The following is an 18,799-nucleotide window of genomic DNA, read 5'->3' on the forward strand; positions in this document are numbered from 1 at the left end:
ACATAATGAATAACGCTTTTAAAGAAGCCTTAAAAGCGGGCCGTCCGCAGATTGGCCTGTGGCTGGGGCTAACCAGCAGCTACAGCGCTGAACTACTGGCCGGGGCCGGATTCGATTGGCTGTTGATCGATGGCGAACATGCACCGAATAACGTGCAAACGGTATTGAGCCAGCTTCAGGCGATCGCTCCCTACCCCAGCCAACCGGTGGTGCGACCATCGTGGAACGACCCGGTACAGATTAAACAACTCTTGGATATCGGTGCGCAAACCCTGCTGATACCGATGGTACAGAACGCCGACGAAGCCCGGCTGGCGGTGAAAGCCACCCGCTATCCGCCCGCTGGCATTCGCGGCGTCGGCAGCGCGCTCGCCCGCGCTTCGCGCTGGAACCGCATCCCGGATTACATCCATCAGGCCAACGACGCGATGTGCGTACTGGTGCAAATCGAAACCCGCGAAGCGCTGAAAAACCTGCCGCAGATTCTCGACGTTGACGATGTCGATGGCGTGTTTATCGGCCCGGCAGATCTTAGCGCCGATATGGGTTTCAGCGGCAATCCGCAGCATCCGGAAGTACAGGCAGCCATTGAACACGCTATCGCACAAATTCGCGCTGCGGGTAAAGCACCAGGGATCCTGATGGCCAATGAACAGCTGGCAAAGCGCTATCTGGAGCTTGGCGCACTGTTTGTAGCCATCGGTGTCGATACCACCCTGCTGGCACGTGGCGCAGAAGCCCTCGCCATGCGATTCGGATTGGAAATAAACGCGCCAGGTTCATCAGGCGTCTACTAATGCCAGGTGGCACAGCGCCCCCCGGCAACCCGCAGTACCCTACAAAATTCCCATTAGAGGAAAATGATAATGAGCGACACATCATCTGCCATCCCGGAAAAGTTTGATCCGGCAAATCAGCACAAGCAGCTGACTGCGCAACAGCAGTCGGTTATTAACAAATTGTTTCGCCGCCTGATCGTATTTTTGTTCGTGCTGTTTATCTTTTCATTTTTAGATCGCATCAATATTGGATTTGCCGGATTAACCATGGGGCAGGATTTGGGTCTTAACGCCACCATGTTTGGCCTTGCTACCACCCTGTTTTATGTCACCTACGTGATTTTCGGCATCCCCAGCAACGTGATGCTTAGCATCGTCGGCGCTCGCCGCTGGATTGCCACTATTATGGTGCTGTGGGGCATCGCCTCCACCGCCACCATGTTTGCCACCGGCCCGAACAGTCTCTATCTCCTGCGTATGCTGGTGGGGATAACCGAGGCCGGTTTCCTTCCCGGTATTCTGCTGTACCTGACTTTCTGGTTCCCGGCCTTCTTCCGCGCTCGCGCCAACGCGCTGTTTATGATTGCCATGCCGGTCACCACCGCACTGGGGTCAATCGTCTCCGGTTATATTCTGTCGATGGACGGTATGCTCGATCTGCGCGGCTGGCAGTGGCTGTTCCTGTTGGAAGGCTTCCCGTCAGTGCTGCTCGGTATTATGGTCTGGTTCTGGCTTGATGATTCACCGTCGAAGGCAAAATGGCTGACGTCAGAGGACAAAAAGTGCCTGCAGGAGATGATGGATAACGATCGACTCACGTTGGTACAACCGGAAGGGGCGATCAGTCATCACGCCATGCAGCAGCGCAGCCTGTGGCGGGAGGTGTTTACGCCAATCGTGTTGATGTATACGTTAGCCTACTTCTGTCTGACCAATACGCTCAGCGCCATCAGTATCTGGACACCTCAGATCCTGAAAAGCTTTAACGAAAGCAGCAGCAATATCACCATCGGCCTGCTGGCGGCGATCCCGCAGATTTGTACTATCCTCGGGATGATCTACTGGAGCCGCCACTCCGATAAACATCGAGAACGTAAGCATCATACCGCCCTGCCGTTTCTGTTTGCCGCTGCGGGCTGGCTGTTAGCTTCTGCCACCGATCACAACCTGATCCAATTGCTGGGGATCGTGATGGCTTCTACCGGATCGTTTAGCGCAATGGCCATTTTTTGGACCACTCCGGATCAGTCGATCAGCCTGCGCGCCAGAGCTATCGGTATCGCGGTAATCAACGCTACCGGCAATATCGGATCGGCAATCAGCCCGTTGATGATCGGCTGGCTGAAGGATGTTACCGGCAGCTTCAGCAGCGGCTTGTGGTTCGTTGCCGCCCTGCTGGTCATTGGCTCGGTGATTATCTGGCTTATTCCGATGAAAGAATCGCGTCCTCGCGCGACGCCGTAAGGAGCCACTATGTGCCAGAGCCCTGTCGCCAATATCGATATCAACAAAGAGTACGATGAGAGTCTGGGGACGGAAGATGTGCATTATCAGTCGTTTGCCCGCATGGCCGAGTTCTTCGGCCGCGATATGCAAGCGCACCGTCATGACCAGTATTTTCAGATGCACTTCCTCGATACCGGGCAGATTGAACTGCAGCTCGACGATCATCGTTACTCGGTTCAGGCACCGCTGTTTGTCCTGACGCCGCCCTCGGTGCCGCACGCCTTTATCACCGAGCCTGATAGCGACGGTCACGTGCTGACAATGCGGGAGGATCTGGTCTGGCCGCTTCTGGAAGTACTTTACCCCGGCACGCGGGAAGCTTTCGGCCTGCCGGGTATCTGCCTGTCGCTGGCCGATAAGCCCGACGAGCTGGCGGCACTGGCGCACTACTGGCGGTTGATTGAACGCGAATCAACCTCGCAACTGCCGGGACGTGAACACACTCTGACGCTGCTGGCGCAGGCGGTGTTCACCCTGCTATTACGTAATGCGAAACTTGACGATCATGCCGCCAGCGGGATGCGCGGCGAGCTAAAACTATTCCAGCGTTTTAACCAGCTTATCGATACCCACTATCACCAGCACTGGACGGTGCCAGCCTACGCCTGTGAGCTGCATCTTACCGAATCAAGGCTGACCGATATCTGCCGACGCTTCGCTAATCGCCCGCCCAAGCGACTGATTTTCGACAGGCAGCTGCGCGAGGCCAAGCGGCTGCTGCTGTTTTCCGATAGCGCGGTAAACGAGATAGCCTGGCAGTTGGGTTTTAAAGACCCGGCTTATTTCGCCCGTTTTTTCAACCGTCTTGTCGGCTGTTCACCAAGCGCGTTCAGAACAAAAAAAATACCGGTGTCGTGATTCCCTTCGCCCTAACAAACTAAACGACACCCGGATCACAGAACGCTATCTCACCTGAAAAGTACCCACTGTTGACTTAAAAGTCTCTTCACGAAAACCTCGTTAACCGCCTTAATTGAGCAACAAAAATAAAACATAAATTTAACACTCCGATTAATACTGAAGAGGTCCCCTATGAAACCTGAAAATTTCCGTGCAGACGTTAAACGCCCGTTAACCGGTGAAGAGTATTTGAAGAGCTTGCAGGACGGTCGCGAAATCTATATCTACGGCGAACGCGTTAAAGATGTGACCACACATCCAGCTTTCCGCAACGCCGCCGCTTCCGTTGCCCAGATGTACGATGCGCTGCATAAACCCGAGTTACAGGACACCCTGTGCTGGGGTACCGATACAGGCAGCGGCGGCTACACCCACAAGTTCTTCCGCGTCGCGAAAAGCGCCGACGATCTGCGCCAGCAGCGCGACGCCATCGCCGAATGGTCACGTCTGAGCTACGGCTGGATGGGCCGCACCCCGGACTACAAAGCCGCATTTGGCTGTGCGCTAGGCGCGAACCCAGGATTTTATGGGCAGTTTGAACAGAACGCCCGCAACTGGTACACCCGTATTCAGGAAACCGGCCTGTACTTTAACCATGCCATCGTCAACCCGCCTATCGACCGCCATAAGCCAGCCGACGAAGTGAAAGACGTCTACATCAAGCTGGAGAAAGAGACCGACGCCGGAATCATCGTCAGCGGCGCGAAAGTCGTGGCCACCAACTCAGCGCTGACTCACTACAACATGATTGGCTTCGGATCTGCACAGGTGATGGGCGAAAACCCGGACTTCGCGCTGATGTTCGTCGCGCCAATGGATGCTGAAGGGGTCAAGCTTATCTCCCGCGCCTCCTATGAGCTGGTGGCCGGAGCAACCGGATCGCCATACGATTATCCCCTCTCCAGCCGCTTCGACGAAAACGATGCGATCCTGGTGATGGATAACGTGCTTATCCCATGGGAAAACGTACTTATTTATCGCGATTTTGACCGCTGCCGTCGCTGGACGATGGAAGGTGGCTTCGCGCGTATGTATCCGTTACAGGCCTGCGTACGCCTGGCGGTGAAACTTGATTTTATCACCGCCCTGCTGAAGCGCTCGCTGGAGTGCACCGGTACCCTGGAGTTCCGTGGCGTACAAGCCGAGCTTGGCGAAGTGGTAGCCTGGCGCAATATGTTCTGGGCGCTGAGCGATTCGATGTGCGCCGAAGCAACGCCGTGGGTCAATGGCGCGTATCTGCCGGATCATGCTGCGCTGCAAACCTATCGGGTGATGGCGCCGATGGCCTACGCCAAAATCAAAAACATTATTGAACGCAGCGTAACCAGCGGTCTGATCTACCTGCCGTCCAGCGTACGTGATCTCAACAACCCACAGATAAACGAATACCTGGCAAAATACGTGCGCGGTTCGAACGGCATGGATCACGTCGAGCGCATTAAGATCCTCAAACTGATGTGGGACGCTATTGGCAGCGAATTTGGCGGTCGGCATGAGCTGTATGAAATCAACTACTCCGGCAGCCAGGATGAAATTCGTCTGCAGTGCCTGCGTCAGGCCCAAAGCTCCGGCAACATGGACAAAATGATGGCGATGGTGGACCGCTGCCTGTCTGAATACGACCAGAACGGCTGGACAGTACCACACCTGCACAACAATACCGATATCAACATGCTGGATAAACTGCTGAAGTAACCAGCAGCGGGAGGTCACAATGCAATTAGATGAACAACGTCTGCGTTTTCGCGATGCCATGGCCAGTCTGTCGGCCGCCGTTAACGTCATCACCACCGAAGGCGAGGCGGGCCGTTGCGGTATCACCGCCACAGCGGTCTGTTCGGTGACCGATACGCCACCATCACTAATGGTCTGTATCAACGGCAATAGCGCGATGAACCCGGTGTTTCAGGGCAACGGTAAGCTGTGTATCAACGTGCTGAACCACGAACAGGAAGTGATGGCCCGCCACTTCGCCGGGATGACCGGTATGGCGATGGAAGACCGTTTCAACCTTTCATGCTGGCAGAAAGGCACACTGGGCCAGCCGGTTCTGAAAGGCTCGCTGGCGAGCCTCGAGGGTGAGATTAGCCAGGTGCAGACCATCGGCAGCCATCTGGTCTATCTGGTGGAAATCAGGAACATTACCCTGGGCCAGCAAGGACACGGTCTGATTTACTTTAAACGCCGTTTCCATCCGGTGAAGATGGAAATGGAAATGGTGGTGTAGTTTCCGCCGCCTTAGCCCTCTCCCACCGGGAGAGGGTACTGTATGGCATCCTTCACAAATCCCACGCCTTATTTATCACTCAGTTTCCAGTCATCTCAATCACATAATTACGCCTACTCACCCTCATACCTGACAGCGTACTCCGGCAAATGGGATTGAGGTGAGAAGATCTGCAGGTTACCTGGCTCTGGCCTCCGCTTCAGAAGCGGACTGGCGAAGCTACCGCATCTGGCATCCCGTCGAACGTTGAGGTTATAATCCTGACAACGATTTTATTGGATTCAGAAACGAACATGACAAAACTCACCCTACAAGAGCAGATGCTGAAAGCTGGCTTAGTCACCAGCAAAAAAATGGCGAAAGTGCAAAGAACGGCTAAAAAATCGCGTGTTCAGGCTCGCGAAGCCAGAGAAGCGGTAGAAGAAAATAAAAAAGCGCAAATTGAGCGTGATAAACAGCTTAGTGAACAGCAAAAACAAGCTGCCTTATCTAAAGAATATAAAGCGCAGATTAAGCAGCTTATTGAGATGAACAGAATTACCATTTCTCATGGCGATATTGGCTATAACTTTACCGATAATAATCTTATTAAAAAAATATATGTTGATAAGGTTACCCAAACCCAGTTGATCAAAGGACGTCTTGCCATTGCACGTCTGGTTGCTGAAAGTGACCGCGATAGCGAATACGCGATTATACCAGCAGTTGTGGCTGATAAGATTGCGCAGCGCGATGCAAGCTACATTGTATTAAATTGCGAATTGAGCCAGGAAGCGAAAGACGAGGACGATCCGTACGCTGATTTTATCGTGCCTGATGATTTGATGTGGTAAACCCAATACTCAGATATTAATTCGCAAATCTGGCATATTTTGGTGATCATTAAAACGATCACCAAAATATGCCAGAAGATAGAACCAGAGACCGGCAGGTCAAACCAACAATACGTTAAAACTTATAGTGTTCTTTGCTAAGTCCATATTTCCTCATCCGCAAATACAGTTTCTTACGCGGTATTTGCAGATACTCTGCCACCTCATTAATTCGCCCCTGATGAATATTTAACGCTTCGGTTATTATTTGCCGTTCGTACTCTTCGATCCGACGGTCCAGGGGTGTCGGTTCAGACATGTGCATCTGCGGATTGGCGGTTTCTGCCAGTGGGAGCAATCCAACGGCAAAAAGCTCCGCGGCATTCGCCAGTTCCCGGACATTACTTAGCCATGCTCGACGCCGCATAGTTTTCAATAGCTCGGTGTCTACCTGTGGAACAGGATGGTTCAGCCGCAGGCAGGCTTTATGCAGGTAGTGGCGAAACAATGGCTCGATATCGTCCGGGCGCAATGACAGTGGCTGGCAACCAATTTGCGTCATGGCAAAACAATAATAGAGCTCCGCGACAATTTGGTTTGTTGCTGCCAGTTCTACCAGCGATGTCGCCCCAATGCCAATTAAGCGAAAAGGACGCTGATCCTGACTTTGCAGGTGAACCAGATGGTGTTGTTGTTCGCGCGTCAGACACTCAAGATGGCTCAATACCAGCGTCCCTCCCTGCGCCCTGGCGATGAGTTCATTAAGTTGATCCGCTTTCCCGGATGTCAGCTCTTCCCGAATGAATGGTCCCTGGGCGTTACGCCCCAGTTGATGCAAATACCGTGCACCCGTCATGCGACCCGTACCAGGCTCACCATAAAACCAAACGGCAATATCTGTTTCTGCCAGTTGTTGTAAACGCTGCCGATACTGATTTGCCCAGTCACTGTACCCGACCAGTTCAACCTGTAGCTTTTGCTGGCAATAGTGACGACGGGCAATCACCGATTGCCGGTGCCGCAAGGCCTCCTCGACCTGCACCAGCAGTTTGCCGGGATCGATCGGTTTTTGCAGGAAATCCCATGCGCCTTTTTTCACTGCATCCACCGCCATCGGCACATCTCCATGTCCGGTGATCAACAGAATTGGCAGTTGATTATCATCCTGATGAAATAAGGTCATCAGATCGATCCCGGAACACCCCGGCATACACACATCACTTAATACGACCCCAGGCCAGTCAGCCGGTACCCAATTTCTTGCGTCAAAGGGATTATTACAGGCTTGTACGCGGTAACCCGCCTGTTCAAGCAACAGCGTGTAAGCGTCAAGTACATCGGCATCATCATCAATTAGCAGAACAGAATATTCATCACTCAACATCTTTTATATCCGTCAGGTTGAATTGCAGTACTACGCAGGCATTGCGCCTCAACGTCGACGCCAGGCGCAACTCGCCTTTCATCTGCGTCATCAACGATACACAAATCGATAAGCCAATCCCGAGTCCAACATCCTTACTGGTGGTGAACGGCTTCAAAAGAGACGGCAGCAACGCCGCAGGCCAGCCGGGACCATTATCACTGATAATTACGCTCAGCGTGTCGCCCTGCACTTGCCAGGACACCTCAATTTCGGCGGCTATCGGGCAGGCATCCAGCGCATTTGCCAGCACGTTAACCAGCACTTGCTGAATTCTCACTTCATCACCCAGTACCCATATGGTTTCTTCAGGCAGTGTAAGCGTGCCCTGCTGTGGCTTATGCCGCATAGCTAACAGCTCCCAGGCTGCACTGAGATTTTGGCGCAAATCGACCGGATGTAGCGGCGCTCCCGGTTCAGCCCGCCGCGCAAACTGCCGCAGTGAGCGGATAATGGCATCAATACGGGTAATCAGCCCTTCTGCTTTGGTTAAGGTGCTCCTTGCCTGGGCTAACTGACCTTGTTCGATAGCCCTTCCCGCGGTAAACAGATACATCGACAGCGCGTTCAGCGGTTGGTTAATCTCATGCGCCAGCGTGGTCATAGTCTGGCCGACCACCGCCAGTTTTGCCGTCTGAATAAGCTCGTCCTGCGTCGCGCGTAAATCGGACTCAATCTCCTTACGCTCCGCGACTTCCTGCTCAAGCTGCCTTTTTTGCGTCCCAAGCTGACCCAGCGTGTGACGCAGTAAACGCGCGATGCGTCCTAACTCATCACGCCCATAAACCGGGATGGTCGCATCGGTTCTACCCAGACCTATTTGCACCACAGCCTGATTGAGCGCAGTAAAACGCTTCACCAGTCGCGAGCGGATAAAATAGTGGTTTAATCCCCAGGCCAGCAGCAGCGCCAGAAGAGTCGCCAGCAGAATAATTCCACCGCTGACGCGAACAATCTGCTCCAGCCGCTGGTTAAACATCTGCATTTGCTGATGGCTGCTACCCAGTTGTGCTTCAAGCAGCGTTCTGAAGCGTCCGAGCGTAGCTTCTCTGGCGTGACTGGCATCCACGAGTGCTTTCTGCGCGGCGACATAGTCGCGCATGGTATCGGGCATTTTATTTTTCATCATCCCGATCTCCAGCAATTCATCGATAGTTTGCCGCAACGTTATCGTACTGGGCCAGTCATCAAGGGTTCGAATATTTTCATCTGCCGTTTTCTTCAGATTCTCCAGATAGCGAATGTGAGTCTCCACCAGCATTCCATCATCGCTACCTGACTTCAGCTCATTCAGCCTGTCGCGCAAGTCATCAACGATTTGATTCTCAATTCTCGCCAGTGTGTAAACCTGCTGTTGTTCATTTTGCACTTCCCTGGCGCGTTTCAGATATTGAGCCTCATCACCGTTCTTCGCTTCAATCTGATCCAGCAGTGTTCCTTGCTGCCAGGTAAAATCCTGCACCAAGGAATTCAGCTCCGTCGTAAAATCATCATGCAGCCAGTCAATGCGCGCGGAAAGTTCGCTAACTTTTTCGCGAACCAGGAACATGTTGTAGAGCACCCTGTCCAGCTCCGCCATCAAAGCACGGCTGTCCTGCAAAATAACGACCAGTTGCTGTTGCTCCTCTGACTGTAACCCCTGGCTCAACGCCTCAATCTTATCCAGATGCTGAATTATCTGGTTGCGCAGTTGTAGTCTTACCGTTGTGTTGGGTGCCAGCAGGAACTCATTAAGCTGATCAACCACCAGATTGAGATTCCCTTCAATCAAAAAAGCGGAATGGACACGCGGAAAATAGTCATTAAGCGAATAACGGATCTGCGAACTCTGCTCGTGCCAGGAATACAAACTGACACAGCTCACGCTTAACGTCAGCAGCGCTCCTGTCAGGAAAGCGCCTCGCAGACTGCTGCTGATGCTGAGCTGGCGAAGGCGTTGTAGTATCGAGCCGGTTTTCATTTTAATTCTTCCAGTTTCGATATGGCCTGACGCTGATTTTTAAGAAACCAGAGTTGCCACTCCATCATCTGCTGTTCCGCAAAGCTTTTATTATCAAACCGGGCAAGCCATGCTTCATCTTCGCTACTCTGCGGATCGATCGGAACACTGGTCAACAACGCTCTAATTTCAGGTAGCGGGTGTTTCAGGCGCGCTTCCGCACTGTATAACGCCCGCCAGGCATCCTTCAGTTGCGCGAGACGGAAACTAATAGCGGTATCAAACATCCGCTGTACCAGCTGTTGTCGTTTCAGGATAAGACGATAATTTAACGGTGACTGATTCAACAGGAACGCCTGCTGACTCGCGCGCGGGTTATCAGCAGCCAGCTGCGTTACCGGATATTTCCCCGTATTGGCATCCGCGAGGATCCTTTGTCCTTCCGGACTCAATAGATAGCGAATGAAGCGGCGTGCTTCATTCGCGTGCTGACTGTTCTTCAGCACGGCCACGTAAGTAGGCGAAACCGCAGAATGCGGGAAATAGGTAAAGGCCAGATGCGGATCGTTAAGCAGCAAATTAGCGTAGTTATCAATGACCGGCCCAGCGACGCCCAGTCCGCTCTTAATTTTGTCTGCGACACCAAAACTCCGTGACGAAATTGTCACCAGATTTCCGGCACTTGCCAGCAACGTCGCCCACCCCTGCTCCCACCCTTTTTGCTGAAGCAGTGATTCTATCATCAGGTGATTGGTATCGGAGCGCGACGGGCTACTCATCAGCAATGCCCCCTGATATCTGGGGTGCGTTAAGTCCCCCCAGTCAGTCGGGGGCGGCAGGTGTCGCGCAGCCAGCGCAGAACGGTTAATCAGCAGACCAAAGCCCGATATTGCCACCGCCACGGACGTTGAGCGGATCGACTCTGGTACCAGCCGCTGGCTTTCTGGTAGCGCATTATCAAAAGGTGCAAGCTTTTGATGCTCCTGAAGATGCTGCAAAAGCATGGGAGATGAAGTCAAAATAAGATCGACATTTTCCGCATTCGCGGTATCAAGCAGTTGCTCAAGAGAGGAACTGGTCCGGTTGAGCGTACGAATCATCACCGACCCAGGCTCCGTTTGCCAGCGCTGGATAATCCAGGCCGTGGCCCCTGGCGAGAACGTTGTCGCCATTACCAGCTCTTTCCCCTGCGCAAGGCTGGCCGCCAACAACGGTATAAAAAAGAGCGAGATGGCAAAAATCCATCCCCGACAGAAAAACCTGTTTGTGATCCCGTTCATAAATACCAACATATTCGAAAAATAATATTGAGACAAAAGTTACCCGTTTGATAGCACCGCGAAGGGAGGATAAGATTGTTATCAAAATAACCAATCAGTAAGCTAAAACATGAGCAAAGAATACCTTAAAACACCTGTCAATTTTGTTAATACCCGCACACGCTGATAATAAAAACCAACTGAAAATAACAAAAATAAAGACCACTTAATTTAAATGGGTCAAATCCAGTCGCATTCCCAACAAAATGAGTCAATATTGACACATTTCATCAACTTGAGTTTCTTCATCATCTATTTCACTCTTCTTGCCGAACCTCCCTGATATTCACATCAATATAAATTTAGGTGATGATATGTTTTCAATATTCAAGACAGGGCCATCGGCAAATAAAGTCCCGACGGAAAAAATCCACGAGACATATAGTCGATACCGAATGCAAGCTCTACTTAGCGTATTTCTCGGTTATCTTGCGTACTATATTGTACGTAATAACTTCACGCTCTCCACTCCATATCTGAAAGAGCATCTGGATCTCAGCGCAACGCAGATTGGTTTACTCAGTAGTTGCATGCTTATTGCTTACGGGATCAGTAAAGGCATTATGAGTAGCCTGGCTGATAAGGCCAGTCCTAAGGTCTTCATGGCATGCGGCCTGATACTGTGCGCGATTGTGAATGTAGGGTTGGGATTCAGCACCGGATTCTGGATTTTTGCCGCGCTGGTTGTCTTCAACGGATTATTCCAGGGGATGGGTGTTGGCCCATCGTTTATTACCATCGCAAACTGGTTCCCGCGTAAAGAACGTGGACGCGTTGGCGCATTCTGGAATATCTCTCATAACGTTGGCGGTGGTATTGTCGCGCCTATTGTTGGCGCAGCCTTTGCCATTCTGGGCAGCGAACACTGGCAAAGCGCTAGTTATATCGTCCCTGCCTGCATTGCTGTACTGTTTGCCTTTATTGTTCTGATGCTGGGAAAAGGTTCACCGCGCGAAGAAGGTTTGCCAACGCTGGAACAAATGATGCCGGAAGAAAAAGTGGTGCTCAATACCCGGCACGTTACCCAGGCTCCGGAAAATATGAGCGCCTTCCAGATCTTCTGTACCTATGTTCTGCGTAATAAGAATGCCTGGTATGTTTCACTGGTTGACGTGTTTGTCTACATGGTGCGCTTTGGCATGATCAGTTGGCTGCCTATTTATCTGTTAACCGAAAAACATTTTTCGAAAGAACAAATGAGCGTTGCTTTTCTGTTTTTCGAATGGGCAGCAATTCCTTCCACGCTACTGGCAGGCTGGCTCACCGATAAACTGTTTAAAGGTCGTCGTATGCCGTTGGCAATGATTTGTATGGCGCTGATATTCGTCTGTCTGATCGGCTACTGGAAAAGCGAATCCCTGCTGATGGTAACCATTTTTGCCGCAATTGTTGGTTGCCTGATTTATGTTCCACAGTTCCTGGCATCCGTGCAAACCATGGAAATCGTCCCCAGCTTCGCAGTTGGCTCTGCCGTAGGATTACGCGGATTTATGAGCTACATTTTTGGCGCTTCACTGGGAACCAGCCTGTTTGGTGTGATGGTTGACAAAATGGGCTGGCATGGTGGTTTTTATCTGCTGATGGGCGGGATAGTGTGCTGCATCCTGTTCTGCTATCTGTCTCACCGCGGTGCGCTAGAGCTGGAGCAACAGCGAAAAAATGCCCAGCAAGAAGAAGCGTCATTACAGCTTGCTGATGCCCGCTAATCCACTTTAGATCGGCAAAAAAAGTGCCAGCAATGCTGGCACTTAAGAATCATCGCATGAAAGATCAGAAAAACCATCAACGTGATACTAATTTTATTTTCAATCGTGTCGCATCAAGCTAATGCTTACTGTCTCCCACCATAAAGCGAATGATCAGACCACATGTTGGGGCAAGAAAAAGAAATAACCCAGTGACCATTTCATCACCGGTAGTCAACCACATGGTAACGAAATATATTAATGCCGAAAGGATGGTCATACCGATAAAAGAACTGATTGACGCCCAAACGCCCATAACCTGCCAGATGTAGCAGCTGACGCTCAGAATACACAATACGAGAAAGGTCCAGAAATAGAGCATAGCGGTACCTCCTGTCTGCCGTAAAACTTCACGTAAGTCCTTACGCTCCTTGTATTTATATTCTAAGACAATTCCTATCGGCACGCAATTCAGGCAACAATTATGTAACAATGATTGCATCATCCCTTGTTGAATGTAGTTTCATCGTATTTTATTTAACCATCATAAAAACAACGCATTATATCTGGCTTCATTGTTCTTCTTGTCCACCTGAAAACATTTACTCTTCTTGATTATTTATCTCTGGCTGACATTAATCTCCAGGTGGTACATTATACGTCCGATCATTAATGCTCCCCGTGGTTTTGTCCTGACTCAGTTTTACACTCTTTACAGGAACCATCGTCGCTCATGGTGGCCTAACGATCAGTATCAGAGTGTACCGCTGTAGATAAAGAATCTTCGCGATACAACATTTTCGTATCAACAGCAGGTGCTTATGTTCCCCCAATGTAAATTTTCACGCGCGTTTTTGCATCCGCGTTACTGGCTCACATGGTTTGGTGTCGGTGTGCTCTGGTTACTGGTGCAACTCCCCTATCCGGTTTTGTGCTTTCTGGGCACTCGCACCGGTACGCTTGCACGCCCGTTTTTAAAACGTCGTGAATCTATTGCACGTAAAAATCTCGAACTCTGTTTCCCGAATTTATCCCAGCAAGAGAGAGATAAACTGGTCGAAGAAAACTTTCGCTCACTCGGGATGGCTTTGCTTGAAACAGGTATGGCCTGGTTTTGGCCTGACAGCCGGGTACGTAAATGGTTTGACGTTGAAGGGCTGGATAACCTGAAACGTGCTCAAACTCAAAACCGTGGCGTGATGGTAGTAGGCGTACACTTTATGTCGCTGGAGCTGGGTGGTCGCGTAATGGGACTTTGCCAACCGATGATGGCAACCTATCGCCCACACAACAATAAGTTAATGGAGTGGATACAAACTCGTGGACGTATGCGCTCAAACAAAGCCATGATCGGCAGAAATAATCTGCGAGGCATTGTCGGTGCACTGAAAAAAGGAGAGGCCGTATGGTTTGCTCCCGATCAGGATTACGGTCGCAAAGGAAGTTCGTTCGCCCCATTCTTCGCGGTGAAAGATGTAGCAACGACCAATGGTACCTATGTACTGTCACGGTTGTCCGGTGCCGCAATGCTGACTGTCACGATGGTGAGAAAAAAGGATAACTCCGGTTACCGTCTGTTTATTACGCCAGAGATGGAAGGCTACCCGGCTGATGAGAACCTGGCGGCGGCTTATATGAACAAGATTATCGAAAAAGAGATCATGCGAGCACCCGAGCAGTATCTCTGGATCCACCGTCGTTTCAAAACAAGGCCCATGGGCGAAGCTTCGTTATATATCTAAAAAGAAAGGCCATTCGGCCTTTCTTTTTTTCTGCGACGGAATTACCTGACACCCCATTTGTTCTGTAATTCAGACATCCGCTGGCTATATTCGCGGGAGAGACAGGCAGGCTTATCCTGCTCTTTCCAGCACTCGTTGCGTCCTTTTATCCAACCGCGCTGCTCCGCTTTCAACATCGGATCATTCTTCGATTTAACCAGCGCCTGCTGGTATACAGCATTCAACTTCACATCCATCGAGGAAAGTGACGGGCTGTGGCAAATAATCTCTTCCATGCTTCCCTTGTCGACTGCAGAACATGAAAAGGTCGGGCCAGCATTAGATGATTTTTTTACCGGAGCATAACTCTTATTATCTTCCGGCAGACAGACCCCGTGTTTACGATTAGGACCAGTCCAGGAAACATCCGGGTTCCCGTCATCTTTACGGGAAATGGAGACGGTATTTTTACCGCTTTTTGCCTCCCAGTAATTTTCATTGAATTTTTTAACGATCGCTTTTTCGCCGTTAATCCAAACATTACCTGTACCGTCACTATTCACGCCACCAATACTTGCACAGCTGAAATTCAGTGCCAGCGGAGCCGCTGCCATCGACGTCAGTGGCGTAATAATGAGTGCTAACATCATTAGTCTGGTCATATCTAACCTTTCTTATCGAAATTTTCGCAAAAAATATCCGCATTTATATCATGGGGATATGAGAATTATCTGAGTAAACATTGCGTCGCCCAATAGCAATTCATTACAGATAGAAATCAAACTGTCGCCGAATCACGACACTCGTAAGTTACTAAAATTAAATAAAAAAATGCCTCTTGTCTCACCTCATTTTTAGGCGTACATTAGCGCCGTCTGGAGCATTTAAGCTCAGAATTCTGAGGTGATGCAGCGTAGAAAACGAGGGGTATTCTCTGGTTTGCTCACAGTGGCATCAGCTCTCTGTCAGGTAAGTGTATGTTCATTTAGGCGTGCTTTTGGTACGCGGAGAGATGAAAAGTGAAATATTTCTTTATGGGCATTTCATTTATGGTCATCGTTTGGGCCGGTACTTTTGCCCTGATGATCTAAATAAAAAGATGCAGCAAAAAAACAGGAGCCATCAGGCTCCTGTTTGCTTTTGTATCTGAACGATCTTTAGTCAGCGTTTTCAGTTGCTGATTTCGTACCGGCAGGCAGTAAGCCATCCGCACGGAACATCGCTTTAATTCCTCTGATCGCCTGGCGAATACGATCTCGGTTTTCAATCAATGCAAAACGCACGTGAGTATCGCCATAGTCGCCAAAGCCAATCCCCGGCGAAACACATACTTTTGCTTCGTTCAGTAGTTTCTTGGCAAATTCCAGTGACCCCATGGCGGCATATTGCTCCGGGATTTTCGCCCAGACGTACATCGACGCTTTTGGCATTTCTACCATCCAGCCAGCTTCGTGCAGCCCTTTGACCAGTACGTCACGGCGCCGCTTATACTGCTCAGCGATATCACGCACACACTGCTGGTCGCCTTCCAGCGCTGCAATCGCCGCAACCTGTAACGGCGTGAACGTGCCGTAATCGTGATAGCTCTTAATGCGTGCCAGCGCGTTAACCAGCGTTTTGTTGCCAACCATAAAACCAATGCGCCAGCCCGCCATGTTATAGCTTTTCGACAAAGTGAAAAACTCAACCGCTACGTCACGCGCCCCCGGAACCTGCATGATCGACGGCGCTTTCCAGCCATCATAAACAATATCAGCATAGGCCAGGTCGTGAACCACCAGCACGTCGTAACGTTTAGCCAGTGCAACCACTTTTTCGAAGAACTCCAGCTCCACGCACTGCGCAGTCGGGTTGGACGGGAAACCCAGAATCATCATCTTCGGTTTCGGGTAGCTTTCGCGGATCGCACGCTCCAGCTCATTAAAGAAGTCGACCCCTTCCACCAACGGCACAGAACGCACCTGTGCTCCGGCAATCACGGCACCATAAATATGGATTGGGTAACTTGGGTTTGGTACCAGAACTGTATCACCGTGATCCAGTGTCGCCAGCATAAGATGCGCCAGCCCTTCTTTGGATCCAATGGTCACAATGGCTTCGGACTCAGGATCGATATCAACGTCATAGCGTTCCTGATACCAGCGGGAAATCGCCCGACGCAGCCGTGGAATACCGCGAGAAGTTGAATAACCGTGCGTATCCGGGCGCTGAGCCACGGTGCACAATTTTTCGACAATGTGAGGAGGCGTAGCCCCATCCGGATTCCCCATGCTGAAATCGATAATATCTTCGCCACGCCGACGCGCAGCCATCTTCAGTTCAGCAGTGATGTTGAAAACGTAAGGGGGAAGGCGATCAATACGCGTAAAGCGACGTTCAGGGCGGGAGTCAGCCATAATATCCTCAGGATTAACGTTAGCGCCCGGACCGTCCGAGCGACGCTGCCACGATGGTGGCACGTTTAGAAAATAGCCTGAATAAATTCCATCTGTCGAGAGGCAAACAAAAATATTTTTTACTGACGTAAAAGAGGAACTGAAAAAATAAAAAGGGAAATGGACAGTTTTGACTGATTGACAAAATCACCATCCATTAACATTTTGATGTTATAAATTTTACCTCGTAAATCAACCAATCCTCGATATGTATTGTAAACTCACCTCTTCTTTACAATCCCCTTTTAATATTATGGTTTTTCCTCATTAGACGGGTCTTACGGGTATGCTGGTCATCCAGCCTCAGGTTACCTATCATAGAGGTTTAATCCTTTCGCAAGAGTCACCCGTGCACGAAATATTCAATATGCTGCTGGCGGTCTTTGATCGGGCAGCGCTGATGCTGTTTTGTCTGTTTTTCCTGATTCGTATCCGCCTGTTCCGCGAACTGTTGCACAAGTCTGCACACTCCCCGAAAGAGCTACTCGCCGTTACCGCGATTTTCTCCATGTTTGCCCTGTTCAGTACCTGGTCCGGCGTACCGGTAGAAGGTTCTCTGGTTAACGTACGTATTATCGCTGTAATGTCAGGGGGGATTCTGTTCGGTCCGTGGGTCGGCATCATTACAGGTGTTATCGCGGGTATTCATCGCTACCTGATCGATATTGGCGGCGTAACCGCCCTTCCGTGCTTTATTACCAGTATTCTGGCGGGCTGTATTGCTGGCTGGATCAACCGTAAGATCCCCAAAGCGCAGCACTGGCGCGCAGGTATTTTAGGCGGGATGCTGTGCGAAACGCTGACTATGATCCTGGTCGTCGCATGGGCCCCCACCACCGAACTGGGGCTGGATATTGTCTCAAAAATCGGTATCCCAATGATCCTTGGCAGCGTCTGCATTGGCTTTATTGTCATGCTGGTACAAAGCGTTGAAGGAGAGAAAGAGGCCAGCGCCGCAAAGCAGGCCAAGCTGGCACTGGATATCGCTAACAAAACCCTGCCACTCTTTCGTCATGTGAACAGCGAATCGTTACGTCAGGTGTGCGAAATTATTCGCCATGACATTCATGCAGATGCGGTCGCAATTACCAATACCCAGCACGTTCTGGCCTACGTTGGTGTTGGGGAACTAAACTATCGCGACAATGATGATTTCGTCAGCCCCACCACTCAACAGGCGATAAATTACGGAAAAATCATCATAAAAAACAATGATGAAGCACATCGTACACCAGAAATACACTCCATGCTGGTGATCCCTTTATGGGAAAAAGGTGTTGTGACCGGCACGCTGAAGATCTACTACTGTCACGCTCACCAGATCACCTCCTCGTTACAGGAGATGGCAATCGGTCTGTCGCAAATCATCTCCACTCAACTCGAAGTATCCCGTGCAGAGCAACTGCGCGAAATGGCAAATAAGGCAGAGCTACGGGCGTTGCAAAGTAAAATCAATCCCCATTTCCTGTTTAATGCGCTAAACGCTATTTCCTCATCCGTGCGGTTAAATCCGGACACCGCACGCCAGCTCATTTTTAATTTGTCACGTTATCTTCGCTATAATATTGAATTAAAAGACGATGAGCAGATTGATATCAAAAAAGAGCTGTATCAAATCAAAGATTACATCGCCATCGAGCAGGCCCGTTTTGGCGACAAGCTGACTGTTATTTATGATATTGATGAAGAGGTCAGCTGCTATATCCCCAGCCTACTGATTCAGCCGTTGGTAGAAAACGCCATCGTCCATGGCATTCAACCCTGCAAGGGGAAAGGCGTGGTTACTATCAGCGTCGCAGAGTGCGGTAATCGGGTCCGGATCGCCGTCAGGGATACAGGCCATGGTATTGATCCGAAAGTTATTGAACGGGTCGAATCCAACGAAATGCCGGGCAATAAAATTGGTCTGTTGAATGTACATCACCGCGTGAAGCTGCTCTACGGCGAAGGATTACATATCCGCCGCCTGGAACCAGGCACAGAAATAGCGTTCTATGTGCCCAATCAACACTCGCCCGCCGCAGCACCGGCTACCTTATTGCTTTAACCAGGA

At 50.5% G+C, this 18,799-nt stretch carries 16 protein-coding genes; 10 read left to right on the forward strand and 6 right to left on the reverse strand.

Going from position 1 to position 18,799, the window contains the following annotated elements; genetic code table 11:
- The first annotated feature begins 5 nt into the window (after nt 1–5).
- From hpaI to AACS05_RS16660, 6 genes are all read left to right on the forward strand, one after another.
- Nucleotides 6–797 carry a 4-hydroxy-2-oxoheptanedioate aldolase gene (hpaI, locus tag AACS05_RS16635; RefSeq protein ID WP_045445762.1) on the forward strand — a complete coding sequence of 264 codons (792 nt, stop codon included), beginning with the start codon at nt 6–8 and terminating at the stop codon, nt 795–797.
- A gap of 69 nt (nt 798–866) precedes the next feature.
- The gene (gene hpaX, locus AACS05_RS16640; protein ID WP_045445765.1) at nt 867–2,243 is read left to right on the forward strand and encodes a 4-hydroxyphenylacetate permease; all 1,377 of its coding nucleotides are present in this window, start codon (nt 867–869) and stop codon (nt 2,241–2,243) included.
- A gap of 9 nt (nt 2,244–2,252) precedes the next feature.
- Nucleotides 2,253–3,143, forward strand: coding sequence for a 4-hydroxyphenylacetate catabolism regulatory protein HpaA (gene hpaA, locus AACS05_RS16645; RefSeq protein ID WP_045445768.1), 891 nt, complete (start codon nt 2,253–2,255; stop codon nt 3,141–3,143).
- Between the two features lie 174 nt (nt 3,144–3,317).
- Nucleotides 3,318–4,880, forward strand: coding sequence for a 4-hydroxyphenylacetate 3-monooxygenase, oxygenase component (gene hpaB / locus AACS05_RS16650; RefSeq protein WP_045445771.1), 1,563 nt, complete (start codon nt 3,318–3,320; stop codon nt 4,878–4,880).
- A gap of 19 nt (nt 4,881–4,899) precedes the next feature.
- Nucleotides 4,900–5,412 (forward strand): 4-hydroxyphenylacetate 3-monooxygenase reductase subunit, encoded by a 513-nt coding sequence (locus tag AACS05_RS16655; RefSeq protein WP_045445773.1) that lies wholly within the window; start codon nt 4,900–4,902, stop codon nt 5,410–5,412.
- 293 nt (nt 5,413–5,705) lie between these two features.
- Nucleotides 5,706–6,245, forward strand: a complete 540-nt coding sequence (locus tag AACS05_RS16660; RefSeq protein WP_045445776.1) for a DUF2058 domain-containing protein — start codon at nt 5,706–5,708, stop codon at nt 6,243–6,245.
- Nucleotides 6,246–6,360: 115 nt separating this feature from the next.
- Here AACS05_RS16660 and pgtA read toward each other — a convergent pair whose 3' ends face one another.
- From pgtA to pgtC, 3 genes are read right to left on the reverse strand one after another with little or no spacing between them, the layout of a single operon-like run.
- The gene (pgtA, locus tag AACS05_RS16665; RefSeq protein WP_045445779.1) at nt 6,361–7,608 is read right to left on the reverse strand and encodes a two-component system response regulator PgtA; all 1,248 of its coding nucleotides are present in this window, start codon (nt 7,606–7,608) and stop codon (nt 6,361–6,363) included.
- A complete protein-coding gene (gene pgtB, locus AACS05_RS16670; protein WP_167493947.1) occupies nt 7,598–9,592 on the reverse strand; it encodes a two-component system sensor histidine kinase PgtB in 1,995 nt (664 codons plus the stop codon). The genes pgtA and pgtB overlap by 11 nt, the downstream gene beginning before the upstream one ends.
- A gap of 11 nt (nt 9,593–9,603) precedes the next feature.
- Nucleotides 9,604–10,758: a phosphoglycerate transport regulator PgtC gene (gene pgtC, locus AACS05_RS16675; protein ID WP_190284579.1), complete on the reverse strand. Its 1,155-nt coding sequence runs from the start codon at nt 10,756–10,758 to the stop codon at nt 9,604–9,606.
- 461 nt (nt 10,759–11,219) lie between these two features.
- Between pgtC and pgtP the strand changes: the two genes are divergently transcribed.
- A complete protein-coding gene (pgtP, locus tag AACS05_RS16680) occupies nt 11,220–12,611 on the forward strand; it encodes a phosphoglycerate transporter PgtP (protein ID WP_045445785.1) in 1,392 nt (463 codons plus the stop codon).
- A gap of 118 nt (nt 12,612–12,729) precedes the next feature.
- Here pgtP and AACS05_RS16685 read toward each other — a convergent pair whose 3' ends face one another.
- Entirely contained in the window at nt 12,730–12,972 is a 243-nt protein-coding gene (locus AACS05_RS16685) for a YfdY family protein (protein WP_045445788.1), read from the reverse strand.
- A gap of 439 nt (nt 12,973–13,411) precedes the next feature.
- On the opposite strand from AACS05_RS16685, the gene lpxP reads away from it, so the two are divergent.
- Nucleotides 13,412–14,332 carry a kdo(2)-lipid IV(A) palmitoleoyltransferase gene (gene lpxP, locus AACS05_RS16690; protein WP_045445791.1) on the forward strand — a complete coding sequence of 307 codons (921 nt, stop codon included), beginning with the start codon at nt 13,412–13,414 and terminating at the stop codon, nt 14,330–14,332.
- Between the two features lie 41 nt (nt 14,333–14,373).
- Here lpxP and AACS05_RS16695 read toward each other — a convergent pair whose 3' ends face one another.
- The gene (locus AACS05_RS16695; protein ID WP_045445794.1) at nt 14,374–14,973 is read right to left on the reverse strand and encodes a lysozyme inhibitor LprI family protein; all 600 of its coding nucleotides are present in this window, start codon (nt 14,971–14,973) and stop codon (nt 14,374–14,376) included.
- Nucleotides 14,974–15,330: 357 nt separating this feature from the next.
- On the opposite strand from AACS05_RS16695, the gene ypdK reads away from it, so the two are divergent.
- Nucleotides 15,331–15,402, forward strand: coding sequence for a membrane protein YpdK (ypdK, locus tag AACS05_RS16700; protein ID WP_010723117.1), 72 nt, complete (start codon nt 15,331–15,333; stop codon nt 15,400–15,402).
- 66 nt (nt 15,403–15,468) lie between these two features.
- Here ypdK and alaC read toward each other — a convergent pair whose 3' ends face one another.
- The gene (gene alaC, locus AACS05_RS16705; protein ID WP_045449736.1) at nt 15,469–16,707 is read right to left on the reverse strand and encodes an alanine transaminase; all 1,239 of its coding nucleotides are present in this window, start codon (nt 16,705–16,707) and stop codon (nt 15,469–15,471) included.
- Nucleotides 16,708–17,095: 388 nt separating this feature from the next.
- On the opposite strand from alaC, the gene AACS05_RS16710 reads away from it, so the two are divergent.
- Nucleotides 17,096–18,793, forward strand: coding sequence for a sensor histidine kinase (locus AACS05_RS16710; protein ID WP_136345336.1), 1,698 nt, complete (start codon nt 17,096–17,098; stop codon nt 18,791–18,793).
- Nucleotides 18,794–18,799 lie beyond the last annotated feature (6 nt).

The organism is Citrobacter sp. S-77 (assembly GCF_963864895.1).
Taxonomy (GTDB): domain Bacteria; phylum Pseudomonadota; class Gammaproteobacteria; order Enterobacterales; family Enterobacteriaceae; genus Citrobacter; species Citrobacter murliniae.